At 60.8% G+C, this 24,737-nt stretch carries 22 protein-coding genes; 12 read left to right on the top strand and 10 right to left on the bottom strand.

The features are described from left to right. The first annotated feature begins 429 nt into the window (after window positions 1-429). Window positions 430-2,196, top strand: coding sequence for an ATP-dependent nuclease (locus AC0L3I_RS35205; protein WP_473530015.1), 1,767 nt, complete (start codon window positions 430-432; stop codon window positions 2,194-2,196). Beyond that, window positions 2,193-3,719, top strand: a complete 1,527-nt coding sequence (locus AC0L3I_RS35200) for an ATP-binding domain-containing protein (RefSeq protein WP_473530014.1) — start codon at window positions 2,193-2,195, stop codon at window positions 3,717-3,719. Before AC0L3I_RS35205 ends, AC0L3I_RS35200 begins: the two co-directional genes overlap by 4 nt. 56 nt (window positions 3,720-3,775) lie before the next feature. Here AC0L3I_RS35200 and AC0L3I_RS35195 read toward each other — a convergent pair whose 3' ends face one another. The 5 genes from AC0L3I_RS35195 to AC0L3I_RS35175 all read right to left on the bottom strand — a co-directional run bounded on the left by AC0L3I_RS35195 (window position 3,776) and on the right by AC0L3I_RS35175 (window position 8,767). Continuing rightward, a complete protein-coding gene (locus tag AC0L3I_RS35195) occupies window positions 3,776-5,428 on the bottom strand; it encodes a hypothetical protein (protein WP_473530013.1) in 1,653 nt (550 codons plus the stop codon). 182 nt (window positions 5,429-5,610) lie between these two features. Next, window positions 5,611-6,474: a DUF3800 domain-containing protein gene (locus AC0L3I_RS35190; RefSeq protein WP_473530012.1), complete on the bottom strand. Its 864-nt coding sequence runs from the start codon at window positions 6,472-6,474 to the stop codon at window positions 5,611-5,613. A 46-nt stretch (window positions 6,475-6,520) separates the two neighbouring features. Then, window positions 6,521-7,030, bottom strand: coding sequence for a helix-turn-helix domain-containing protein (locus AC0L3I_RS35185; RefSeq protein WP_199202654.1), 510 nt, complete (start codon window positions 7,028-7,030; stop codon window positions 6,521-6,523). A 646-nt stretch (window positions 7,031-7,676) separates the two neighbouring features. Further along, window positions 7,677-8,378, bottom strand: coding sequence for an RES family NAD+ phosphorylase (locus AC0L3I_RS35180; RefSeq protein WP_473530011.1), 702 nt, complete (start codon window positions 8,376-8,378; stop codon window positions 7,677-7,679). A gap of 2 nt (window positions 8,379-8,380) precedes the next feature. Next, window positions 8,381-8,767, bottom strand: coding sequence for an MbcA/ParS/Xre antitoxin family protein (locus tag AC0L3I_RS35175; protein WP_473530010.1), 387 nt, complete (start codon window positions 8,765-8,767; stop codon window positions 8,381-8,383). Between the two features lie 157 nt (window positions 8,768-8,924). On the opposite strand from AC0L3I_RS35175, the gene AC0L3I_RS35170 reads away from it, so the two are divergent. The 9 genes from AC0L3I_RS35170 (at window position 8,925) to AC0L3I_RS35130 (ending at window position 17,969) form a co-directional block, all read left to right on the top strand. Next, entirely contained in the window at window positions 8,925-9,221 is a 297-nt protein-coding gene (locus AC0L3I_RS35170; protein ID WP_473530009.1) for a multiubiquitin domain-containing protein, read from the top strand. Further along, window positions 9,218-9,604, top strand: coding sequence for an E2/UBC family protein (locus AC0L3I_RS35165; RefSeq protein WP_473530008.1), 387 nt, complete (start codon window positions 9,218-9,220; stop codon window positions 9,602-9,604). Before AC0L3I_RS35170 ends, AC0L3I_RS35165 begins: the two co-directional genes overlap by 4 nt. Beyond that, on the top strand, window positions 9,601-10,941 hold the full coding sequence (locus tag AC0L3I_RS35160) for a ThiF family adenylyltransferase (RefSeq protein WP_473530007.1): 1,341 nt from the start codon (window positions 9,601-9,603) through the stop codon (window positions 10,939-10,941). The genes AC0L3I_RS35165 and AC0L3I_RS35160 overlap by 4 nt, the downstream gene beginning before the upstream one ends. After that, window positions 10,934-12,418: a phosphotransferase gene (locus AC0L3I_RS35155; RefSeq protein ID WP_473530006.1), complete on the top strand. Its 1,485-nt coding sequence runs from the start codon at window positions 10,934-10,936 to the stop codon at window positions 12,416-12,418. The genes AC0L3I_RS35160 and AC0L3I_RS35155 overlap by 8 nt, the downstream gene beginning before the upstream one ends. Next, window positions 12,415-13,020, top strand: a complete 606-nt coding sequence (locus tag AC0L3I_RS35150; RefSeq protein WP_473530005.1) for a ubiquitination-like system serine protease family protein — start codon at window positions 12,415-12,417, stop codon at window positions 13,018-13,020. The genes AC0L3I_RS35155 and AC0L3I_RS35150 overlap by 4 nt, the downstream gene beginning before the upstream one ends. A 227-nt stretch (window positions 13,021-13,247) precedes the next feature. Continuing rightward, the gene (locus AC0L3I_RS35145) at window positions 13,248-14,507 is read left to right on the top strand and encodes a metallophosphoesterase family protein (protein WP_473530004.1); all 1,260 of its coding nucleotides are present in this window, start codon (window positions 13,248-13,250) and stop codon (window positions 14,505-14,507) included. After that, a complete protein-coding gene (locus tag AC0L3I_RS35140) occupies window positions 14,504-14,794 on the top strand; it encodes an AAA family ATPase (protein ID WP_473530003.1) in 291 nt (96 codons plus the stop codon). The genes AC0L3I_RS35145 and AC0L3I_RS35140 overlap by 4 nt, the downstream gene beginning before the upstream one ends. Continuing rightward, window positions 14,788-16,989, top strand: coding sequence for an AAA family ATPase (locus AC0L3I_RS35135; protein WP_473530016.1), 2,202 nt, complete (start codon window positions 14,788-14,790; stop codon window positions 16,987-16,989). The genes AC0L3I_RS35140 and AC0L3I_RS35135 overlap by 7 nt, the downstream gene beginning before the upstream one ends. Next, window positions 16,923-17,969 carry an ATP-binding protein gene (locus AC0L3I_RS35130; protein ID WP_473530002.1) on the top strand — a complete coding sequence of 349 codons (1,047 nt, stop codon included), beginning with the start codon at window positions 16,923-16,925 and terminating at the stop codon, window positions 17,967-17,969. The genes AC0L3I_RS35135 and AC0L3I_RS35130 overlap by 67 nt, the downstream gene beginning before the upstream one ends. A 305-nt stretch (window positions 17,970-18,274) precedes the next feature. Here the strand turns inward: AC0L3I_RS35130 and AC0L3I_RS35125 are convergent, their stop codons facing one another. From AC0L3I_RS35125 to AC0L3I_RS35110, 4 genes are read right to left on the bottom strand one after another with little or no spacing between them, the layout of a single operon-like run. Continuing rightward, window positions 18,275-18,700: an ASCH domain-containing protein gene (locus AC0L3I_RS35125; RefSeq protein ID WP_473530001.1), complete on the bottom strand. Its 426-nt coding sequence runs from the start codon at window positions 18,698-18,700 to the stop codon at window positions 18,275-18,277. Beyond that, window positions 18,693-20,021, bottom strand: coding sequence for a hypothetical protein (locus tag AC0L3I_RS35120; RefSeq protein WP_473530000.1), 1,329 nt, complete (start codon window positions 20,019-20,021; stop codon window positions 18,693-18,695). Before AC0L3I_RS35120 ends, AC0L3I_RS35125 begins: the two co-directional genes overlap by 8 nt. Beyond that, window positions 20,018-20,821: a hypothetical protein gene (locus tag AC0L3I_RS35115; RefSeq protein WP_473529999.1), complete on the bottom strand. Its 804-nt coding sequence runs from the start codon at window positions 20,819-20,821 to the stop codon at window positions 20,018-20,020. Before AC0L3I_RS35115 ends, AC0L3I_RS35120 begins: the two co-directional genes overlap by 4 nt. Then, window positions 20,821-23,334, bottom strand: a complete 2,514-nt coding sequence (locus AC0L3I_RS35110; RefSeq protein ID WP_473529998.1) for a hypothetical protein — start codon at window positions 23,332-23,334, stop codon at window positions 20,821-20,823. Before AC0L3I_RS35110 ends, AC0L3I_RS35115 begins: the two co-directional genes overlap by 1 nt. Before the next feature lie 60 nt (window positions 23,335-23,394). Between AC0L3I_RS35110 and AC0L3I_RS35105 the strand changes: the two genes are divergently transcribed. Further along, on the top strand, window positions 23,395-23,802 hold the full coding sequence (locus tag AC0L3I_RS35105; protein WP_473529997.1) for a hypothetical protein: 408 nt from the start codon (window positions 23,395-23,397) through the stop codon (window positions 23,800-23,802). Between the two features lie 200 nt (window positions 23,803-24,002). Here the strand turns inward: AC0L3I_RS35105 and AC0L3I_RS35100 are convergent, their stop codons facing one another. Beyond that, window positions 24,003-24,326 carry a hypothetical protein gene (locus tag AC0L3I_RS35100; RefSeq protein ID WP_473529996.1) on the bottom strand — a complete coding sequence of 108 codons (324 nt, stop codon included), beginning with the start codon at window positions 24,324-24,326 and terminating at the stop codon, window positions 24,003-24,005. Between the last annotated feature and the right edge of the window lie 411 nt (window positions 24,327-24,737).

Raw genomic sequence — 24,737 nt, 5'->3', positions numbered from 1 at the left:
ACGCTTCTGCCTCGCAACCCTCAAAACCGGCGACCAACAGGCTAAAATCGTCAGAACTTCGGAATCAGGACACTAGATCAAGGTTAGATTTCGGCGCCGGATAGAAATCCGGGCCATCAACCGCGTAGTGGACCATATCGGCGCGGTTCAGGACGGGTGCGGCCCGCCAGCCCAGAGCGACCTCGTGCTTTGGACCACTTGTTCGACGGAAGCGGTGCTGAAAGCTTTGCTGCAGGGTGTGCCGACCACCGTGTGGCTGCCTGTTTCGAGCTAGCAGCCATCACATGATGGCGGGTACTATCCGGCAATCGAATTCTGCTGCCGAAACGTGACTACGAACCGAAGGTCTGATCACGTCTTGGAAGCTTGGCGGATCGAATTGAACAAGCCTAAGCTGCGCAGTATTGACTCCAACGATTCGGATCGACGATGGCTGAGCAACCCCGGATCAAATATCTTTCGATCGCGAAGTTTCGGGGTATCGACTCTCTCGAGTGGCGTCCAGACGATCAAATAAACATCCTTATAGGCGGCGGTGATTCTGGGAAGAGCACTGTTCTACATGCAGTTGCGTTGCTGTTTAGCCCAACAAATACAATCCAAGTGCTTGAGACGGACTATCTCAACCGATCCACGAAAGACGGGTTCTCGATCGAGGCTGTCGTCGAAATTCCAGCCGAAGTTGGAATTGCCGACTATCAGCAAGCCCTGTGGCCATGGGAATGGGACGGGCAGAAGGCGGTCCTTCCGGATCCGAGTCATGAAGGCCATCCCGTCCAACCTGTCTTCAAATTCCGAATCCGGGGTACTGATGAACTTGAGCCAGTTTGGGAGGTCATTCAACCCAACGAGGACGTGGTTGCACTTTCGGTAGGCCTGCGGCGGAAGATCGGAGTCGTTCGCCTCGCCAACGATGATCGTAACGACCGTGATCTGAGGCTTGTCTCGGGCTCCGCCCTCGACCGGCTCCTGTCAAAGGGAAATCTCAAATCAAGGATCAATAAACAGGTTTCCGATTCGAATATTTCGGATGCTCTGTTGCAGGACGAGAAAGACGCGTTGACGAGGCTTGGGGCCGTAATGCGTGGGGCCGGGCTGCCCCATGATCTAGATCTCGGCCTCACGAGCAGCCAAGGCCTGTCGATCGGCGCGCTGATCGGGCTGCTCGCCAGCAAGGATGGCGTCATGCTGCCGCTCGCAAGCTGGGGTGCCGGCACTCGTCGTATGTCGGCGCTTGAGGTGGCTGGAGCGACCGAGGCCGCAGCAAGGCTCACCATCATCGACGAGATTGAACGCGGACTGGAACCTTACCGACTGAGGCAGCTGATCGCCAAGCTGATAAAAGACGGAAGCCAGTGCTTTGTGACAACGCACAGCGCTGTGGCGATCTCAGCGGCAACGGAGGCCGCTCTCTGGTTTATGGACTCCCAGGCCAAGATCGGGCCACTGGCACGGGACAAGATCGCGAACCAACAGCGGCGTGACCCCGAAACATTTCTGGCAAAAATACCCGTCATCGCTGAGGGGGTAACGGAGGTGGGATTTCTTCGATTTCTCCTCAGGAATGCCTTTACGGCACCCCCGGAAGATCACGGTATCCGTGTTTGCGATGGCGGCGGAAATGAGACCATGATGGGCTTGTTGCAAGGGCTTAGCGAAGGCGGTCTCGTACTGGCCGCGTTTTGCGACAACGAAGGAAAATCTCCAGAACGCTGGCGGCGAATTAGCGAACGGTTCGGAGCTAGACTGTTTCAGTGGCGGTCCGGCTGTTTGGAAGAAAACATCATTGCCCATGTACGGGATGATCAACTGCTAGCCCTCGCGCAAGAGCCCGACGGTACGTACGGCCGCCGAATGCGAACGCTCGCAGATCGGCTGGCGATCAAAGACAAGGACGAAGCGAGCATCCTGGCGGTATGTGGCAATCCCGAACAGCGGTTCGCGAGACTGCGTTCGGTCATCGTTGCAGCTGCTACTGGGAACAGAGACGACGCTCCTGACGAGCAGGCAAGCAAGGAGTGGGCGAAGCACAGCCAGGTCTGGTTTAAATCGCTCGCCGGCGGCTTCGAACTCGGTGCCAAGATGATCTCGTTGTCTGTCTGGCCCTGCGTGGAGCCGGAGATTCTGCCCTTCATCAACGCACTTCGCGCGACAATTGGAGAGCAGCCTCTCGCCGTAGGAGAGCTTAAGCCGTGACGGATGACGAAGTCGCATCGCTGCTCCGGTCTGACTTGCCGTTGGTGACGATTGAGGCGCCGGCAGGGTGCGGGAAGACACATCAAGGCGCCGCGTTCGCGATGGAGGCGGCATTAGAGCTGTCCAAGGGCCGCGTCCTGATCCTAACGCATACGCACGCCGCTCGCTCTGTCTTCGCAACTCGCACGCGCGCCGTCGCAAATCGTGTCGAAATCCGCACGATCGATAGTTTTCTGACCGAGATAGCAAGCATCTATCACCGTGCGCTGGATCTTCCTCTCGATGTTGCTGCGTGGGCTCGCGAAAATGATCGGTATGATGTGGTCGCCACGCGATGCCGTAAGCTGCTTGAAAGTTCTGCAACCGTCGCAGGGGCCGCGTCACGACGCTACCCAGTCATCATCTGTGACGAGCATCAGGACGCAAGTTCTGATCAGCACAATGCGATTTGGGCGGTACATGCGGCCGGATCGAGACTTCGTTTGTTTGGTGACCCAATGCAGGTAATATTCGCCGATAACGAGGCTGGCATTCGCTCGTCGGTTGCACGATGGGCCGCCTTGAAAGATATCGGCGGTTGGGGGGAGCTCTCTACGCCCCATCGTTGGCGTTCTGGCACGCCGGAACTCGGAGAATGGGTCCTGCACGCTCGTCGCGTTCTTTCAAACGGAGGCTCGATTGACCTAACCGGCAGCCTCCCTCGGGGACTCAGGGTCCTTTTCGCTGAGAACTCAGCCCAAGTTCCTCGTAAGGCGATCGGCATGTCACGAGAGCAGAGAGCCCCCATCAGTTCCCTGTTGCGGACAAGCGAACAACTCCTAGTGCTGACCGTCGGTAACGAACGTGTGGCCCATTTGAACGCATTTTTTGGACGGTCCATTCGCATTTGGGAGGGCCATACCCGCAATCATCTTTCGGCGCTGGTCGCTTGCCTCCGGAATCACGCCGGAGATGTCGACGTGATCGCCGACGGTTTTCTCATATTCGTTTATGCAACCTGCGTCGGATTTTCGGCTTCCAGCCACGGCAATCGCCTCAAGGCTGAGGTACAACAAAGGTGCGCAAGACCTGCGCGCGGGATGCCCAGCCACTTGCAATTAATCGCCAACCATCTGATCGCGGAGCCGTCCCATCGTGGCGTGGCAAGGGCGCTCGAGCACCTCATCGGCCTCGTAGAACGAAAGGAAAATGGCTTCAGCGATATCGAGTTCGATCTGAAGAGCGAAGTCCGCGACGCTGTCCGAATGGGAGCTTTTGATGTCGCTTCAGACGGATTCTCTGAAATTACTCGGCGCCGAACCTTCTCGCACGCGCAACCACCACGCAAATGCCTGAGCACCATTCACAAATCCAAAGGCCTTGAGTGCGCGAATGCCTTGATCATGATGTGCGATAGATCGGCGTTTTCAGGGACGGAGTACAAGCGCAGACTTCTGTATGTCGGCTTGAGTCGGGCCAAAGAAAAGCTGACTCTTATTGTATCTCAAAACAATGCAACTCCGCTGTTCAACGTGCCAGGCTGAGCAGCGTCGATTCCAGCCGCCGATTGGTCGATATCCTGAGGGCTTCGAGCCGTGGCCTACTTTAGTTGCTCGAAATCGTCTGGGTGGTGGCCGAACGCGGCCTTGAACGTGTTCTTGGCCCAGATCTCCATGACCTCGTTCTGACCGCCACCGGTCAGCGATCGAAAATCGTAGTGAAAGGGTCCGTCTCGAAGAACCCATTGAAATGTTAGGTCGTAGAGAACCGTCGACGCCATGAAGGTATCGAGCATGCGCTTCAGGGCGGTGCCCTCTCGGCCCGCAAACGCACGGGTGAAGATTTGCTGTGTGTCAGCGCGATCCGTGAAGAGGGACAAGTGTCGCAGGAAAAGCTCCTGGAACACCTGAGTCGTATGGCCCAGAGCTAAGGCTTTGCCCGCCCAGCAGAAGAAGTGTGGATGGGTGAGCTTGCTCCTGCAGAGATCCATGAAATGTGAGGTCATAACCCGGATGGGCAGGTTACCAGCGGAGTACTCGAAACTCGCCCATTCGGCCATGAGGGCCTGGCCCGCCACCGTTTCGGACACGGCTATGACTGCGCGTAGGGCGACAAGCGGATCGTCATAGCCGCAGCGGTCGGTGAGGACGCGCGAAACGAAAGCATACTCTTCAGAGCTATAGGCTTGGATCGCTGGCTTCACTTCAGGATGCTCTCGGGCGGCCTGACAAAGCAGGGCGAATCGCGCGCCTGGATCGACGTCAGAAATGAAATCCTCGAAACGTTCGATATCGAGGGGAAAGCCGCGGGTCGGGTTGATCGAAAGGTCGCAGATCAGCAGAAAAAGCCCGACGAGAGGGCTATCGATTGTCTCAGGCCATTCGGATTCACTGAGGCGGAGGAAGTCTGTAAACGCATCGACGTAGATGCCGCTCAGATAACCGTCGGCAGCGTAAGCCGCACATGTCGAGGGGCCGCCGGACGCAGCGAGAAACTGAAGTTGGATGAAGCGCGCCTGGCCCTCGAAGATAGCGTGAAGCCCAATGTCACCGCGCGTGATAGGCGACCCATGGTAGAAGCCCTCATGGCGCGTGAGCATGAGGCGATCGAACTCAGCTTGCCATCGCTCTGGATCAGGCAGGCTGTCGGGCGCAAGATCACAAGACTGCAGCAGCGCCATCAGCGTGTTGCCATAGGCGATACGGTACGAATGACCGACGTTCTCAAAATGCTGGTTCTGCCTAAGCTCGGATGACCGATTTGGGCTGTGCGCGAAGAATTTGTAGAACTCGATGTCCAGTGCATTGTTGACGGCAATGTTCGCTTCCGCGAGCGCCTCGGGCGAGGGCGCCGTGCCATGGCGTAGCGCATCATCAGCCCATCGCTTTAATGATTTCTTCGGCCCAATTTCCGCGATCGCCTTTTGAAGGTGTTCGAGACTGCTTGAAAATTGTGCTGGGTAGCAGAGGCTGAAAATAAGGCCAGCGGTCGAACCTACATGCTGCCACCAGTGAACAGTCTCGTGGATGTAGGTCGAGTAGGCCTGGATGAGGTCTGCAGGGTCGTGACTCTCAAAGTCGCCTGAGGCGAGGGCGTCGACCAGCTCATGAACACGCGGACTCAAGCGCAGCACGAATTGTTTGGTGCTGTAGAGACCATGAGCTTCCAACGTCGCCGCGAACGTCGTAGGCGCCATCAGGATGCCTCCGCTCGGTTCGAGCAAATCATGTTTGAGGTCGTTGAAAACGATCATATTGCGGCCTTGTGGTTGCGCATACAATTGAGGGGTGATTTGACCTCTCGTACCGTCGCCGACGGTATGTCGTCTCGCCGCCGGTACTCTGCGCGATCTGCTATAAAGTTGACATTCGCCCCCCCATGACATAGATGTCTCCTCGGAGGCTTTGTACGCGGAAACGTGGGCATTGCCTTTTTTTATGCCGGGTTGAGAGCGATAGGCCTCAGATCCCGAATATGCTTAATCCCCCAGATTTTTTCACCTCCTTCGGTCTCGCGACTGAATCGGATTCGCTTCACGCGATCAGCTAGTCCCGCCAATTCGGGTCTGGCGGGCAGCGTCATGCCATTCAATCGCAAACCCCAACTGATCACATACGCGACGATGTCCGTCAGCTGAATTAGCGTCGTTAGATCGCTGTGTACGAAGAAGGGTTCCGGGATAATGAGTCGGGCGCGCACCCTCCCGTTTCGTGTCCTTATGAAATAGTTCGATACCTGCCCAAGCAAGACATGGCTCTGTGCCTTATCGAGCTCGTCGAACACGAGATATCCCATCGGATCGTCTGGCATTCCATTCAAAAAGTAATAGAAGCGCTCGAATAGGAAGGCATAGTCCTTTCGCATCGCTTCATCGCTTGGTGGTCGCGGTGCTGATTGCGGGACCATAGTTGCGAAGACCTGTGCTCCGTGGCTACGAGCAAGGTTGAGCGCAAACTCGCAATAGGCGATTTTCGCCTGGCCGAGCGCAGTCAACCGATCGCGCGTCACTGCTGTCCCATCAAGAAGGATTTCCCGCGCAAGGCGACTGCGGGTATTCTGCTCGAAGGCTGGCAATTGTGCAGCGTGTCTGAAAGTTTTTGGCTTGAGCAGCTCCTTGGCTTTCGCCTCCTGGCCGTAGGCCTGATAAAGACGTATCCCGAAGATATGCTGCTGAGCGTCGGAAAGTTGCCGGATGAGGGGCCATATCTTTCGGTCCTCGATCGCAACGCCTGCCAGCACTTCATATGGCGAATTCCGGCGATCTTGGCCTGACTCGTCAATAAATAGCGCCCAACTCATGCCAGTCCCTCGCTCTTGTTCTTTTTATCCATCGGGCTCCAGGGGATCATCGTGCGGCCTCGACGCTCGGTTTCGCCGTCGCCTTGTAACCACGCTTCGTCACCGCCTTGCGGGCTGCCTTGGCCGACTCTTCGATTTCGCGGAATTCAGGTTCTAGTTCCTGAAGGCGCTTCACAAGTCCGCTCAAATCATAGGTATTGCTGAGCTTGCCTCCATTGCTGCTACGGCGCTCGATCCGCTGGACCAATCCGGCCTGCTCCAGTTCCGCAATGTATCGTTGGACCTGGCGTTCACTAAGACTCAACCGCTGTGCAAGGGTCTCCTTGCTTGGAAAAGGTTTCCGCTCCTTGTCCCACCAGAAATCGCACAATTGCAGGAGGACAGCGAGTTGGGTCGGATTAAGCCCGATACGCTGCTGAGCGCGCAGCAAGAGAGACGGAACGAGGCAGAAGCCCAGCTCGATTACCTGTTGACCCCATTTATCGGCGGACGCTTTGTTGGTCTTGATCGTCGGCGCCGGCGTTGCGTCTTCTTCTTGTGGAGGATTTGCGGTCATGGTAGTGTCCTTTTGCTAGCTTCTGGGACACAAATGCGCAGCGTTTGCGCTGTTTGCAAGGGGGCGCAACCGGACGTATATGTCTCTAGGGACAAGACATAAATGTCGCTAGGCCACCGGTCAAGGATGGCTGGTAAAGAAATACGCATCGTCTAATCGCAGATGAAGGCGGACTGCACATAAACGAGTAGTAGTTCCGCACCAGGCGCCCATGACCAGTGGGAGCGGCCGGTTTCTCCGATAATCAGGCTTATTCTGTCTGATGGTCCTTGGACGGGGCTGATCTTGGGGAGCATGAGGTTTTGTGGGGCAGTCACGTCGCGCCGACCAAACGGGCGTTTCTGTGGCGCGGTTCCGGCCCGCTCAGGGAGCCTCCGTAACCAGCCGTCCCACAGTTCCTCATGCTCTCCAGTTGTCTCAGCGCAACGCCATGCTATGTTGCCGACTGGCGGCTGGTGGCGAGAAAACCCAGGCAAGGGTCGCGCCGACATAGAAATCCGATACAGTCTCGTGGCGAAGTTGCGTACCGCTGAATATGTGGATCTCTATACTCCGATCGCCACACCCGTGGCTGTACCGGCGGCCAGAGGTTGACATCGACGTCTGACGACTCCGTTTGTCGAAGGGACGATGGGCCGGACTTAGACTATGCCGCTTTCATCGCGGTTTCCTTGAACAAGTCGTCCGCCCTGAAATTCTCTCCCTTGTCGAAGCTGTACACGGACTTTATGCGGTGGCCATCCCACACGAAGCGGAAATGCTCGGCCTGAACGCTTCTCGCGAGAACGTCTCCGTTGAAGATCGCGACGCAGGTCCCGGCAGGCCGGTCGGGGCACTTGAACAATGCCCCGCTGGCGCCGGCATTTAAGAGCTCCTCCCCGACCTCCCACCGCGCCGGTTGGGTCAGATTCGGGTCGAGCGCCCGCAGATCGGCAAATCGCCCTTTCACGCGAGTGCCGAGGACCCGCATGTCGAGGTCAATGGGCGGCTCCTCGGTGCGCGAGAGGAAGAGTTCGCGCTTGCGCACAGACATCGCGAGGGCGGTCTGAAGGCAGTCGCACAACTCCATTGCGCCGAAGAGCGGGCTCAGCAGCCACGTGCCCTCCGGGTTGAGGTAGGTAAAGGGGGCATGATTCCAGTTCTGCAGTTTGGGGGAGGCTTCATCGACCTGGGCAGCTCCGGTCAGCAGCCGGCGCACCTGGGCGCGGGGATTCGTGAGATCTTCGACCGAAGTCACGACAGGCCACACCTCCTCCCGCGCGACGCGCTCGTATAACGAGATGGGCGGGAAGCGCGAGGGGATGAGGCGATACCAAGTACTATCGACCACTACATAGTCGACGCTCAACACTATCCCCCCCGCTGCGCATCCAAATATCTTCGTACGTCAATCAGGTCCGCCATTCTCCCCTTCATCATGTGGTCGAGGGCGCTGCGGCCGTGCCAATATTTATTCTCCCGTTTTATCCACTGATCAGCGCGCTGAGGATCCGGAAACAAGATGTTTAAGCACTTGTAAATACTGAACACGTGCGAAATCCGTTCGAGCGTATCGCTGGGGATCGCTCCCCCCTCTTTCTTCCATTTGAAGAATGTCGACCTGGCCGGCGATCCGAGCAGGACGATCTGCTGATCCGTCGTTAAGCCCCACGCGTCCGCGATGTTGATGAAGGTTCCTAACGCGGTTCGCTCTTGGACACCTCGTTGAATCGATACGTCCTGGGCGTGTCCAGCCATGCATACCCCATAAATACGGTAAGTCCAAAATCGAACTTGAAACTGCCAAGCAGTCCAGATATGGATTAGTCCAGATACGGACTGAGTCGCGAAAATGAATCCAATTTGCCAGTTAGTCAAGAGTCCCGCCTTACGGGCAGCCAGATAGGAGATCGAAATGTCGAAACACGATGTGCTGGAGCAGACCAGCAACGGCAAGGACGGCGGCAAGCCCGACAAGCCGCAGACCTATACCTTCTTCGTCGGGCGCGAGAAATTCGAGACTGACCAGCCGGTGCTGACCGGGTTACAGATCAAAGCCAAGGTCCCTGACTGGGATTCCTCGCACGATCTCGTTCTGGAGGGGCACGGAGACGATCCCGACCGCGTCATCCGTGACGATGAAGAGGTCTCGCTTGAGAAGGTCCACGGGCCTTTGCGCTTCTCTGCCGTGCCGAAGGCGAATTTTGGATGATGAGCCTCCTAGATGTCCAACTCGCGGAGCTTACGGAGCGGTATCCCGGGGTCGCGGCCACTCGGCTTCCGAGCGGCACGACCCTGATCACCGTGCCGGGTGTGCGCTTGCCCGCGGGCTGGACAAAGGCGCACACGACGATCTGGTTCCTGGTGCCCCCGGGCTATCCCTACGCGGCACTAGACTGCTTCTGGGCCGATGGGGACCTGCGGCTCGCCGGTGGCGCCGTCCCGGCGAACGCAAGTGCCACCAACCCCATCCCGGAAGTCGGTACCCCTAGCCTGTGGTTCTCCTGGCACCTCTCCCAGCCGTGGAATCCTAACCGCGACAGCCTCTCCTCGTGGATGAACACCGTGAACGACCGCCTTCGGCAACTGAAATGACCGGCTTGCGTTTCGCCGCCTCCGAATACGACCGCCTTGCGCGCACCCTGCTCGCACATGACGAGGAGACCTGCGCCGTCGTATTCACCCGAAGCGGCGGCTCGGAAGGCGCCTGGATCGCTGCCGACTGGGTGCTCGCCCCCGCAGACGCTTACAGCCATCGCGACGGCATATCTGCCGAACTCAGGCCCGCCTATCTGGTCGAGATCGCCAACCGCGCGCGCAAGGAGAAGCTCGGGGTCGCGCTGGTGCACACCCATCCGCAAGCGACCGGGCAACCCCGTTTTTCAACCGTAGACGACGCAGGTGAGCAGCCCCTGTCGGACTATTTTGGACGGCGGGTGCCTGCAGCGTCCCATCTGGCGCTGGTAATTGGGCCCAACGGTTGCCGGGCGCGGCGCCTCGGCATCGGCGACGAGATCCCAGTCTGGGAAATTGGCGCGTGCGCACGGGCTCTGTCCTACCCCGGACTGCCCGAGATCAGCACCCGAGTCCACGACCGGCAGGTCCGCGCCTTCGGCCCGCGCGGTCAAGCCATCATCAGTCACATTGCCGTGGCCATTATCGGCCTTGGCGGCACCGGATCGGCGGTCGCGCAGCAGCTCGCTCATCTCGGCGTTCGCCGATTCATCCTGATCGACCCCGACGTGGTCGAGGTGACCAATCTCAACAGGCTTGTCGGTGCAACGCCAGCAGATATCGACCGGCCCAAGGTAGAGGTCGCAGCGCGTCACATCCGCAGCATCAATCCGGAGGCGCAGATCACGGCTCGCCAGGCCGACATCGTCGACGAAGCAACCTTGCCTACGCTCTATGGCGCGGATTTCCTGTTCCTGTGCACGGACTCGCATGCGAGCCGCGCGGTCGTCGGACAGCTCGCCTATCAGTTTCTCCTGCCCTGCATCGACATGGGCGTCAGCATTACCGTGCGAGAAAACGAGATCACGCACGTGACCGGCCGCATCCAGATGCTCGCGCCGGGACTCCCCTGTCTCGTGTGCACACAGGCGCTCGACGGCGAACAGATCCGGCGCGAGATGCTCACACCGGAGCAGCGCGCCGCCGATCCGTATGTGCAGGGCATCCACGAGCCGCAGCCCGCCGTCATTTCCCTGAACTCGACGGTCGCCTCGCTGGCCGCCACCATGTTCCTAAGCGCTGTGACGCCCGTGCCCAGCGCGGCGCGACTCCAATTTTACGACGGCCTAAAGGGCACCGTGCGGCCGGCGATCGCCTCGCTCGTTTCGAGCTGCGTCGTGTGTTCTCCGATCGGCGCCTTGGGCAAAGGTCCGCTCTGGCCTCTGCCCGTCCGCCCGCACGGAGCGCGCGATGGCTGACATGTTCCGCGGCAGAGTGCTCTGGTTTGGTATTGCGCCGAACCCTGAAATGCGCCGTGAACTGCGCAACAGGCGTCTCGCAGTTACGATCCTCGCCGGTGCGCCAGCCGCCGACCAGCTTGTCGCCGCCTGCGGCGCCGTGTTTTCGTTTGACGCGTCGAACATCGGTCCGGTGAGTGCGCTCGCGCGTGAACTCGCGCCAGCGCTCGTGGATCACGGGCTGCGAATCGAGATCCTCGCCACCGGCGACGGCGTGCTTGGCAGAGCGCAGAAAGCGTTGGGCGAAGTAACCCGTACGAGAGACGTGCATGCTCGCACCGCGCCGGAGTCCCACGAACTGCCGGAGCGCCTGGCGCGCCACGAGCCAGGACCCCACCCGAACACACGCCTTGAGATTCAGCTGGCTGGCAACCGTGAACCCATCAGCGACCAGGACATTCCGCTTTTCCAGAGAGCGTTTTACGATTGCCGCAAGATCGTGCTCTCGGAACTCGGCGGCGGTCGTTCCCGTGCACGCGTATTCAGTGTCCACGCGACCCTTGAGAACTCGATCGCTGGGGCGTGGCCACAGCCGTTCTTTGTCAAGCTCGATTCTACTGACAGGATTGTCAAAGAGGCCGAGAACTACCGCAGCTTTGCTCCCTTCGTGCCGTTCGGGCTGCGGCCGTCAGTTCACGGGTGTTTTCTTGGGGCGACGCGCGGTCTACTTGTCGGTGACTTCGCTGACAAATCTGAACCCCTCTGGGATCAGGTCCGGCGCAACGTCGCCTCGCTTGCGATCTCGTCCCTATTTGAGACGACGCTCGGCGGCTGGCGCGAGCAGGCCTATGCCATCGATCCTGTCAAAGGTTCCGTCGCCGCTGCGCTAGAGCAAGCCAATTTCTGCGTGCCCTCACGGATCAAAAAGAGCTACCTCGAATACGCGAGAACGCAGGACGTCCGCGTGACGCCGGACCAGCTGTGGACACGGCTCGGTGCTCTTGACCAGATCTACCGCAAGGCGCCGATCCACGGCGACCTGCACGGCGAGAACGTACGAGTCCGCAACGGCAACGCGATCCTTATCGACTTTGCGTCTGTCGCCTCTGGCCCCCTAACCGCCGATCTGGCGGCGCTGGAAACCTGGTTCGCATTCGAACTGCCCCCTGAAGAGGCGCGCGATGAATACGAGAATCCGAAGTGGCGCGCCGTGGTCGACAGGCTATACGCGCCGGCAAGCTTCCTGCACCCGCCAGATCCAAGCGACCCCACGTCGCTCTATTGTTGGATGGTCTCGGCGGTTCGCCAGATTCGTCGCCTCGGCATTGCGGTTCAATCCTGCTCAAGTGAGTACGAGGCGGCTGTTGCCGTCAGTCTGTTGCGGCGTTGCATGTGGGACGACGGGTGCACGGCCGATCGGTTCCGGCGCGCCCATGGCTATGTTGTTGCCTCTCGCCTGATCGCTGACCTCCGAAACGAAAACGGCACCCCTTCATGAAGATTCCTGCTCGTGAGATCCGTTTCCGTGCAGAGGTGGAGCATCGGCACGACGGCGATCCGTTGCTGCGGGAACCCGGTGACGCCGTTCTCGTGCATCGGGGAAGGCCCCGTTCACTCCTAATCGCCTGCCCGGACGGCTGCGGCGGGTCTCTTTCGATCAACCTCGATCAGCGGGCGGGAAAGGCCTGGCGTCTTTACCGCAAGGGCAACGCGATCAGCCTCTCGCCATCCGTTTGGCGCGAGGGCGGCTGCGAGAGCCACTTCATCGTCTGGCAAAGCCGGATTATCTGGTGCCACCGCTTTGAAATGGGCAACCAGGAGCCGGCCTATGATGTCACTCTTGAGGCCGAGGTCCTGGCGGCACTGGACACCGTCAGATTCAGACCCACGCTCGAGATAGCGGAAGAGCTCAACGAGATTCCATGGGACGTAGCGCGTGCCGCACGCAAGCTTGTTGACGGCGGGCTCGCCGAGTATCCCGCAGACGCTCAGCGCGACTGCCTTCGGAAAACGCCCATGCAGGAATCCAAACCGGAGAAGTCGCGCAAGGGAGGATTTCTCGCCTGGATGCGGCGCCTTCTGTTAGGTGAGACGAAGTAGCGGCATGCGTAGGTCACTTCGAGGCGGGACAGTTCATCCGAGGTCTTGGGGTGAGGTAGGGGTCATCGACGCGTCGTTGGCAGGTCGGAGTGGATGTCTTGTTCGCTGATAGCCACTCACCTTGCTCGAACGGCGACCTATAGCTCGAGAGCCAACACCCCGTATCTTGAGATTTTTCCTGTCGAGCCGCAGCCGAACGCCGTTATGCTCGGACCGGAGCCAGTGTCATGCCATTTCGATTCGTTCACACCGCCGACATCCATCTCGACTCGCCGCTGCGTTCGCTGGCGATGCGAAACGGCGACCTTGCCGAACTCGTCGGAGACGCCAGCCGCCAGGCGTTTGTCTCCATAGTTGACCTCTGCCTGGCGGAGCGTGTCGATGCGCTGGTCATTGCCGGCGATCTCTATGATGGCGACCAGACGTCGATGAAAACCGCCCGGTTCCTGGCTACACAGATGTCCCGCCTTCATCAGGCGGGCATCAAGGTTTTGAAGATCCGCGGCAATCATGACGCCCTATCGCGGATATCCAAACAGCTGGTGTTCCCGGACACGGTCACGATCTTCGGCGGCCGTCCCCAATCTGTGCTGCAGTCGCCCGGCGGGCTAGACGTTGCGTTCCATGGCTTGAGCTTTGCCAGCCCCAAGGCGCCGGACAGTCTGCTCCCCAAATATTCAGCTCCGCGTGAAGGCGCGGTCAATGTCGGCATCATGCATACGAGCCTTGCCGGATCGCCCGGCCACGACGTCTATGCCCCCTGCAGCGTCGCTGACCTGCATGCCCATGGCTTCGAGTACTGGGCGCTTGGGCACATCCATGTTCGCCAAGTCCATCCCGGGGCGAGCACCGTGGTGATGCCAGGAATTCCGCAGGGCAGGGACATCAACGAGGCCGGGGAGAAATCCGTCACCCTGGTGACGATACGCGACGACCGCACCATTGAGATCGAAGACCGGCTGACCAGTATCGCGCAGTTTGAGCGGGTGAACGTCGACCTGACCGAAACGGTCGAGTGGTCCGATGTCGTCGGCCGAGTCCGTTCCGCGCTCGAAGATGTTCGCGCCTCTGTCAAATCCCGTCATGCCGTGGTCCGTCTAGGCCTGACCGGCGCATCACCTCTGTCCTGGGCCTTGATCCGTGACCGCGACCTGCTGCTTGCAGAAGCCGAGCATGTCGCGGAGCACACGGGAGACACCTGGGTGGAGAAGCTCGAGCTCAATGTCTCTCCATCCACATCCCAGACCTCCGAGGAAGCCGCCGACCCGATTTTCGAACTCGCTCAGTCCATGCGCGCCGATGCCGGCTCGGAGGCTTTCCGTGCCGAGGCGAGGGCGCTCGTCCAGAAAGTGATCGCGGACCTGCCGCCTGACGGGCGCGATTTCGCGGGCAGGGACGAGGCTGAGCTGGAGCTGTTCCTTGACAGGGTGCTTGCCAACGGCGCCGACCTGGTCACCGCGCGCCTCAAGGCCGGTGGGTCACAATGAGGCTGCGCCGCCTTGATCTCATCCGTTATGGCAAGTTCACCGACGCGACGATCGACTGCGGGCCAAAGCCGGAATCCGGACCCGACCTGCATATCGTCTTCGGCTTGAACGAGGCCGGCAAATCGACAGCACTTTCGGGCTATCTCGACCTGCTGTTCGGCATCGAGGAACGCAGCCGCTACAATTTCCTGCACGAGTACAGCGCCATGCGCATCGGCGGGGTGCTCGAACTCGGCGGCGCGGAGCACATTTTCACAGCACCAAACAGCGCACCAACTCACTGCTGAACGCGGCTGGCCAACCGATCAGCGAGATGGCGATAACAGCACATCTCGCCGGCCTGTCTCGCGACGCATACGAGACCATGTTCTCGTTGGACGACGAAACCCTGGAAGCAGGTGGAAAATCAATCCTGGAATCGCGCGGCGACCTTGGCAAGCTGCTGTTCACGGCCAGCGCCGGCCTCGGGCATGCAAGCGATACATTGAGCCTGCTCGAGGCCGAAGCGGACAGGCTCTATCGCAAGCAGGCACACGGAACCGAACTTGCGCTGCTCAAGAAACGGCTTGCGGAACTGAAGGCTGGTAAGGACGCGGTCGACACTTTGGCGTCGACTTATGAGAGCCTTGAAGCCGAGCGTCTCGACGCGACGGAAAAATACGACCGAAGCATCGCCGAACGGTCGGTGCTGTCGGCCCGGCTTGAGACGATCGCGAAGTATCTTCGTGCGATCCCGGTCCTTGCCGATATCAGGCGCAAGCAGGCGCAACTGGCCGAGTTGCCTGAGATCGCCTCACCGCCACGGACCTGGACCGGCAGCGTTGCCGACATGATCGAGACAGACGCCAGTCTGAGAACGCGGCTGTCCGCGAGCGAGGACGAGCTTGAGCGGGTGACGACGAAAATCGCCTCGGTCGATGTGGACGCGGTGATCCTTGCGATTTCCGAACGGGTTCGCGGCCTGGCCGACCGCAAGGTGCGCCACGTCTCGGCCGGCCTCGACCTGCCAAGCCGCAGGACGGAGCTGCAAATCCTCGACAATGCCGCGGCGGCCTGCCTTGCCGCTCTTGGCAGGCCCTGTGAACCCGCCCCTGCCAAGCTGCTCTTGCCTGCTGCAACCATTGGCGCGGTGCGCACCATGCTCGAGCAGCGATCCGGGATTGTGACCAGCGTCCGCGTTGCGCGCGAGGAGGCAGCGGCAGCAGCCGATGCGCTCCAGACGGCACGCGAGCGGGTCGGCGAAGAACGGGCCGTGCCCGAGCCTGCCAGGGCAAGGCTGGTTTCGGCTTTGTCGACAGCGAGGGCAAGCGGGCACCTGAGCGAAATCAATGCGGCGCGCGAGGCTACGGACGCGGCAGCAATTCGATGGCAGGCCGCGATCGCGCGCTTGCATCCCTGGTCGGGCGATGCTCAGGCACTGGCCCGGATCGCCATTCCGAATGCCGGACAGCTTGGCGCATGGAAGGCGCTGGCCGCGGAGCTCGCCAAGAGCAGGGGTGTCCTTTGCGAACGTCTTGCCGAGCAGCAGGGCAATCACGATATGCTTGCCGCGCGGCTCGATGCCCTTCGTGCCTCGGTCGATGCCACCGACGATGATGCGGCGGGCGCCATTCGGCGCGACCGGGACGACGCCTGGGCAAGGCATCGGGGTGACCTGACCGGCGAAACCGCGGATGAATTTGCGGCGGCACTCACCCGAGACGACAGCGTCGCAGCAGGCCGCCTGGCCAACGCGCGCGAGCTCGCCGAGATCCGCAGCACAAACCGCAACCTCGCTGAAGCTGCGGCCAACATCGCCCATACGCGCGACCAGCTTGCACGCATCGGCTCCGACCGGAAGGCCGTGCTCCTGGAAATTCGCGCAGCGGCAAGTGACCTGCTCGCAAACCGCCAAGAGACTTCTCCCGAACAGCTGATCGAAGTGATCGAGGATAGCATTGCTGCCCGGAACCATGCGCTCGCGGCATGGGAGGAGAGCGAGCTTTCCCGCAAGAAGACCGAGCGCGCGGTCGATGAGGAAGGCCGGATACGGCTGGAGCTGAGCGACACGCTGGCGAGCGTCGGCGTGGGTTCCGATCCTGGTGACAGCCTGGAAACGGCCATGGCGGTGGCAGAGCTGTTCCTTGAGAGGCAATTCAAGGTGGACGCCGAGCGCACCGAGGCGCTCAAGACCGTTGACACAAGGCAAGAGGATCTGAACGCCAGACGCCGCGCCATCGAGGTCGCGGAGCGGCGTGAGGATGAATGGCAGGCTGGCGTTGCCGAAGCGCTCAAGGGCACCTGGCTTGAGAACGGCATCTCGGCGCCCGGCATTGGCGGCGTCCTCGATCAACTGGCTGACCTTTCCAATGTCTTCAGGACCGGGACGCCATGCAGCTGCGTATCGACAAGATGGAGGCCGACAGGGAGAGTTTCATGGTTGAGGTTACCGCCGTCGCTGCCGAAGCGGGCGAGGCGGCCGACGACGAACCCGAACAGCTGACCATTCGGCTTGCCGAGCGCCTGGAGCGCGCCGAACGCACGCGCGAGGCCAAGGCAAGCCTCGTCAATGACCTGCGGCGCCTGCAGGATCAACGTGAGATCCTCGACGCCGAGATTTCGGCGCATGAGCGCCGCAAGAAGGAGGTCCTCAGCGTCTTTGGCGTGGCGACGCTAGCAGACGTCGTGCAACGCGACGAACTGCTGCGCGACAGGGATCGCCTGCGCACAGCCGTTGCGGAACTTCAGGAACAGGTTTCGTCCGAACTCGCTGTGGAAGGGTTCGAGCAGGCGCGTTCGATGTTGGATACCGTCGATCTCGACAGTCTTGCAATCGAGAAGGCCGAAGCCGAGCAACGGCTTCACGACCTTGACGAGGCGATACACCAGCATCTCATTCGACAGACGCGCGCGACCGACAAGCTGGACGCCATTGGCGGGGACAGCGCTGTTGCCCGTATAGATGCCGAACGGCGCACCGTTCTTCTGGAAATCGAGGAAAAGGCCGTCCGCTATATTGAGCTGAAATTGGGAATAATATCGGCTGGAAATGCTCTGCGTCACTACCGCGAGCGTCACCGCTCCGAGATGATGGAGCGAGCTTCTAACGCATTCGCCCTCATGACGCGCGGCCAGTACTCTGGCCTGACAACTCAACCCGTGAAGGGTGGGGAAGTGCTCATCGCGCTGCAGCGCGATGGGCAATCCAAGGTCGCCGATGCGCTGTCAAAGGGCGCCCGCTTTCAGCTCTACCTGGCGCTGCGGCTTGCGGGGTACTACGAGTTTGCGCAGTTTCGGCCCTCCGTGCCCTTCATTGCAGACGACATCATGGAGACTTTTGACCACGTCCGGTCGGAGGAGGTCTTCAAACTGTTCGGGGAAATGGCTTCAGCTGGACAGGTGATCTATCTTACGCATCACCAGCACCTATGTGAGATCGCCAAGGCTGTTGTGCCGAGCGTAGCGGTCCATGAGCTCGGATGAGATTGCACTTCTTGATGCGCTGCGGAAACACCGTGCTGTTTCGATTTCCCCTTAGCTAGTCTAATCGACATTTCCAAGCACCGGCTTTGGCGTCAGCTTTGCGCCCGATGTCGGCCGTTCAAGCCAGATTTGCCTCTGCCCGAAAGCAGACTTGATAACGAGAACGCTGCAGGGTGCTGTTCCCCCGCCGGAGCGATAACCTGTCGATGCGGCCCTGACGGGCGAAGTCTTTCCGACGACTCCGCTATCGCGTCGCTCCATGTCGGTCGGTGCCGACCGGCCACGCCAGGCGCGAATCTGCCCGGTCAGGTCGCCGATGACGCTTGCAGGATCGCAAGCACTTCCTCGGGGACGTCGAACAAGCCCATTTGACCAAGCCCAGGAACCGGCTGTCGAAGTGGTGTAGCACCCGAGATGTGCCAAGCGCTAAGCCCGTCCTTCATAGGGCCGGGCACCAGGTGCTCCTGCCGAAGCTGACTCCATGTTATCCTGTTGAGCGGCTCAATACTGACAAGTTCGGCGATGCCGACATAACCCCCGGTGAATAGGGGGCGGGAGAAATTGAACAGCGGCATGGCTTCCTCATCCGGCCGCTTCCCGACATGGACCCAGAATCGCCCGCGATAGTTGGTGACCCAACTGCGGACTTCCACCGTCTTCCTGCGCGACACGATCAGCTCGGCCCAGGGCTGTTTGATACTCAGCGCAACTCGCGGAATGTTCTCAGCCATGGCCAACCGCCGATCGCTTGGGGATAGGGAAGGTGTCGACGATCTCCTGGGCGAACCGCCGGTAGAGTTCCAGCGCCGAGGACGGACTTAAGGCTCCCAAGGAGGCGTCGATGGCCTCCTCCACCACGCGCGGCATCTCATAGGCGAAATCGTCGACGGTGTATTCGGGGCTGAGTATTTTTCTCGACCAGGCAAAGTAGGCGTCGACGTGGATGCGGGCCGCCGGATCGGCGAACCAAGGGTCTTTCGGATCAAGGAAGTCAACCCGGTGCGATATTGGGTCTTTCTTGCCAATGGCCGTTCGTCGAACGAGGCACGGAATGCAGAGACCGCAGGCCTGGCCAATCGACTTGGTTATGGCGCCCACAATGCTCCTCGAATTGAGATTCCAGCAGGTTTCAGTCTTGGAAAGGATCTCCGTCAGTGCTGCCCCGGTCCCGACCGCCTTTTTAAGGAACTCGGTCGCTTCTCGCTTGGTGAGGCTGAGGAATGGATTGCCGATCAACAGCGGTCGGCCATGCAGCTCCGCGAACAGGTCACCCATCAAGTGGTGAAGCTTCGGGTGGGCGTGGCGGGTCATCCGATAGTTTGGCGAAGGAGGCAGGGATGCCGCCAGCGGACCATTTTCGAACTGATAGAGGGTTTTGGCATTGTATGACGCCGCAACCGCCGCGCCGAGGCTCAGGAACAGCAGGCTGCGATACTGGAACTGGCCACCGAACCGGGTTTGGCTGCCAGCCCACTGACACATGGCCTGAAAATGGCGCTTGATTGCGAAGCTGTCGCGGATTCCCACCTGCTTGGCCTTGGCGCCGTAGAACGAAGCCAAGGCCACGTCTCGCTTTTCCAACTGGAGCCATGCCAAGGCGCTGGTGCTGTCGAGTCCGCCAGAGAAGAGCGCCACGGAGTCGATCTCACCGCCATCGGCGCTCGAAGTTTCGGCCATCTGGTCCAATGAGTTTTTGGCACCGGCGCGGCGTTGGTCAAAGCTGAAGTGCCATTCGGCGTTGCCCAGCAGACGCAAGATGTCCCGCAACGCCTTCAGCGCCTCTGCTGACCATTTCTCCGGGGCACGAAGAGCTAAGTTGACGCTCACACTACGGGTCCTCTGAGACGAGATGCGCTTGGGCGTATGCTTCTCCACTTCCCAGACCAGCCGCGCGACCTCCAGCAGGTCCCGAGAAACAGGGTGCAGACCCGCATTGCCCAGCGATCCGGCGCCATGCCAGGTCAGCTTTGAAAGGTCGAGTTTGAACTCCTTCTCGACGGGCTGGGGAGCCTGAGTAATTTTGACGGTCGCGACGAACGGATCTCTCTTCATTTGCCGAGCACCAACTCTCGATAACGGTCGGCCAGGACCGAGAACGCCTGCTCCGGGCTCGCCTTCCCCTCATTCAAGACGCGAGTTGCGAAGCGATCATAGGCGGCATTGGCGACGCTTCCCGCCGCGGTGGTGACTGAAGGCAGGATTGTTCCCATGTCGTGCACGGTGTCGGCGCTGACACAAGCGGCGATAAGGCCGCCGAGAAACCCGCCAATCGTGTTCTCGAAGTGTCGGCGCTCGATCGCAGCATCGATCTGCGCGCTGTTGCCCCTGGTAAAGACGGCAAGGTCATCGTTCAATGACCGCTTCATCAGAGCCCTGACGGCAAGAGTGCATCGATCGACATAGCGTTCATCCACGGCGAACCCATGCGCCTCTAGGTTCCTGTCGATAATGGCGTCCGCCAGCTGGGCCGCGCTGCCGGCGCCTGCTGTCACATTGAACTCGGCAGCGATCTGTTCCCAAGCCACCCCGTCCCGCAGCTTGCCGCCGATGGCCAAAAGGTCGGCCAGCACGTCATTGGTGAAGTCGCTGCGAAGCACGCCCCGGACATGCGCACTGCGGGCTCGGTCATCGAGCCGCTCCAGCACCTCCTTGGTCAGTTGGGGCTGTGATGGGTCCCGCTGCCAGCGGCTGGACAGCTCCAGCAAATGGTTGATGGCGCGCAGCAGCGACCCGCTGGCGCCGCCGCCACCACCAGCGCCATCACCACCACCAGCACCGCCACCTCCTCCGCCACGTCCGCTGCCACCGCCGCCAAGCGAACCGCTACCGCCCCCGAAACTGCCCGTGCCCATCAGTCCACCTCATTCCAGATTTGTACGGGTGTTGGCTCATTCGTACCGCCAAGCCAGGCTGCTGCCCAAGGCAAAATCCTGAACTCTACCCAAGGGTCAGGCTGTCCCACTGGAGCTAGGACATGCAGCCCCGCGAACACCTGTGCCCATCGCAGTCGATCGGTCTCCGACGAGAGTCCGCTCGCCGACATCATGTTGCGCGAGCTGCGCTCCAGCAATTGTTGAGCGAGTGTCCTGTTCGCCGCCGACCCGCTTGCGACCAGTCGTTTGGCCGCCCGCAGACGGCTTCGAACAGCCGCCCGGGCCGGCCAGGCGTGCCAGCTTAGGATGTCCAAAGCACGGAGCGTCGGCTGCAGGTCTTCAAGGGAGAATGGCTGGTCGCCCCGCTCGACCCGACGCCAGAACTGGCGATTGCGCGATAGCGTGGCAATGATCGGAAACCGGTCGATACGAGGCGTGTCCAGGATGCGCTGGAGTATCTGAATGCTGGCAGCGTTGTCGCCGCCGGCCTCGCTAAGGCGCGCCCGGGTGTAGGTGATCTCCGCCACGAGTTCGGTGAACTGCAAGTGATTGGCGACTTCCAGTCCGCGGTGAACGAACAATTGGGCGCGCTCCAGAAGCTCCGACGCCAGCGGCCTGGCGGCCGGATCGAAAACGCATTCGGCAGCATTCCGGCACGCGGCCGCGTACAGATGACCGGCCCATCGATCGACCAGCCGAACGTCCTCAAGCTCGGCGATGGTGTTTTCGTAGACCGTCAGAGCCGCGTCGTAGGCGTGATCGAAATACTGCGAGATGCGAGCAAGGTTGTGCTCGTACGCCAGCGCGTCCCGCTGCAATGCTTCGTCGCCTGGCGCCTCTTCGATTGCCCTAACGATGAGTTCCGCTGCCCTTTGAGCGTGCCGACGCATTCTGGTTCGAGCCTGACCGCTCGATGTGTCGGCCTTGTAAATCTCGGACAGGATCGCGTGGTACGATGCCTGATCGGCGAGACTCGTCGGTCTTTTGGTTTCCAGGATTGCTCTTGCGAGGCTCGTTTCCTGGAGCGCCACGCAGGCCCGGCCCAGGCCCAGCAACAGTCCATCGCTCAAGCCGGCCAGGAATTCCGCCGAGCTGCTTGCCATGGCGGCGACCTGGCCCAATTGGAAGACGGACCAGGCGGCACCACCACTTTCGAATGCCTCACTGGCAAGCGCCGCTGCTTCCGCCATCCGCCCCAGTGCGAGCTGGTGCCCCAGAAATTCAAGCAGGGCCCCGAAGTCGACATTCGGCGACCGGATGGACAACAGGTCGATGCAGAGCTGGTGACCAAGCTTCATCAGCTCGTCGGGCGCGTCGCTGAGAATCTTTTGACGAGCCCGTTGGCCGATCACCCGGCGGCTACCGACCGGAATGGTGAGGCTTTCAACTGCCGACAGCGCCGGCCGGTCTGCTTTCACCGTTCGCGCCACCTCCTCCATGGTGACAGGGCGCTCCAGGACGGCGAGCATCGCGGCTGCCTCCCGGACCTTGTTCGGCCAACCGTCGAATCCTCCATCTTCCAGAGACTCTGGCATGGCGACTTCGCTCCATTGATCCGTTGACCAGCCGACCAGATTGTCAGGGACCGAACTGCCGACGACGAATACCCTGACACCCTCGCCCAAGCTGTCGAACAGGCGCCAGACGTCTTCTCGATCGGGCGGCTCGGAGAGCATCACGCAGACGTCTGGAACGGCCAGCAGCCGCTGCAGTCCGAAGCTGCCGGACCTTGACATGTGGCCGATGGCCACCGCCAGTTCCCGGTCGCTGTGGCGGGGGTCCAGATGGCGATGCGCCTCGGTGGCCCAAGCCATGAGCTTCCGGTCGAAGTCGAAGCCGAGCCCGAGTTGGATCGGAACGACGGCCTTGCCGGTCAGGTGACGCACGGCGCTGGCCAGCTCGAGGAAGCGGGCGCCGAATGCGGCCATTGCGTCAGGGGCCGCGGCCACGGGCGCATGCAGAAACATCTTGCTTGCCTGGCTCCAGGCGGCCGCAGAAGATTGGGCCCATTCGCTGAGCGGCGCCGCGCCCGAGCCGAGTTCGTCGAGCTTGCCGTCTATGCCTGCCAGCAACGGCCGGCTTGTCCAGACCGCCGGGAAGGGTGGCTCGCCTCCCCAGGTGATCGCATCCACAGGTTCGCTGACGGACCACACGGCCGGCGCAGCAAAATCCATCTGGCCGCCGCTCTGGATCGCCGCATCGGTTGCGCATGCCGCCGTTCTCGCAAGAGCCGCCGCAATCTCGAGCGGCTCGCCAGCGGCAAGCGCCTGAACGAGCGCGCGAAGCATCACCCGGGCGAAGGGTACTCGTATCCGCGAACGCATGGCGAGGACGCTCACCGCGCCCCGAGAGGTCAAGACCTTGAAGATCTCAGGGCCGTCGAGATGCAGGTCCGGTTGCGCAGAATCTTCGGCGAGCGAGCAGGCCCAGAAGACCCAGTAGATTGGCTTGGTGTCGTCGGGTGCGAAAAGCCGGTCGACCAGATCAGCCAACGCGATCCACCCGTCGGCGCCGGGCCCGCACCTGAGCTCGGGGCCCGAGGCGATGCGGCCGTGCCCGAAGAACACGACGACGTTCGGACGCACGCTCTTGGCTGCGGCTGCGGTGGCATCAAGGCCTTCCTCAGCGACAATGACGGTTGGAGGATCTGGCGCGGCGACCCGCGTCTTGGTCGCGGCGTCCAGCCCGGCAAAGATGCCCGAAAACATCTCCTTGGCGCGCACGGGATCAAACTCGTGCCCGGGGCCGGAATCCCCGATGAGGTTCAGTATCGTCAGCCGCGTCGCCGGCGCCGCGAACGCCCACGGGCTGGAGCCGCCGACGAGGCGAAGCGGAGCGAATTTATGCCGATTGGCCGGATCAAGATAGAGCTGAAATCCTTCCCACGGAACACTCGCGCAGTCGTCGGACACCTTGAGTACGAAGGGTTCGGGACGGTTCCAGAGCATAACCTCGAGTGACTCGAGACGCCTATCACGCAAGTAGGCCTTCTCGAATTTCGGTCGCGCACGGTCATCCCAAAGGTCGACCTCGCGGTCAAGAAACGGCAGGGCGAAGCCGGGCAGATCGATGAACCTGTCGGCCGTCGTCATCTGTCCCTGCTCGCGGATGGCGACCTGCCGCCTTAGACCCGACGTTCGCTTGATGGTCGTTGCAACCCTCAAGACCACCAACGCCGCATGCGTTCCCAAGCAGAGACGGACTTGTCGCTAAGGTCGTCCTCCTTGTCGGACGCGATCAGCTTGGTCAGGAAGGCCGGTGCGGCAATGCCGAAGGCCAAGCCTTCCCAAATGTCGGCGGGCGATCGCCAGACAGCCACCAGCGCTCCCACTGCCATCAGCGCCAGCAGCATGCCCCAGTACCATAGCGTCCCCATATAGGCGGGACGTCCCTTAAAGCGCAGCCTAACTGCCTTCAGCAAGTCGGGAATAGCCCCGCCTGTTGCGCCCACCAATGCCGCCAGCGGCCACGCGATTGATTCCATCTGTTGCTCCCCCAATCGTGCCACGCACGCTCATGGCAGAATTCACGCTCTCTGCCGACTATTACTTCGAGACCTCAACTAGTGAGACAGTAGCCCGGCTCCCTTCCGCTTAGTATCCTGTACGAGGTCAATAGCGGCTTTCTTACACAGAAAAATGGAGAAGGGCCGCAGCAATCACTCAACGCATCATTTCTCCCAGATACTCTGTCCACCAGACGAGCAGCTGTCCACCGTCGAATCGATCATAGACAACGCTCTTGCTCTCGGAGGAAGCCCACGCTGACCCCGGATGTCCGCTGTTTGAGATCCGTGTGCTGAGCTGCCGGTCCGCTTACGTGAAGATCCTATGGGGATGAAAGGCGACCAGCGCTCTGCCAGAGTGAAGTTGCCAAACATCACCTGGAGGTCAGC

The sequence above is a fragment of the Mesorhizobium sp. WSM4840 genome, assembly GCF_055811755.1.
Note: the sequence above shows the minus strand (reverse complement) of the source record. Positions and strands in the feature narration are given on the sequence as shown.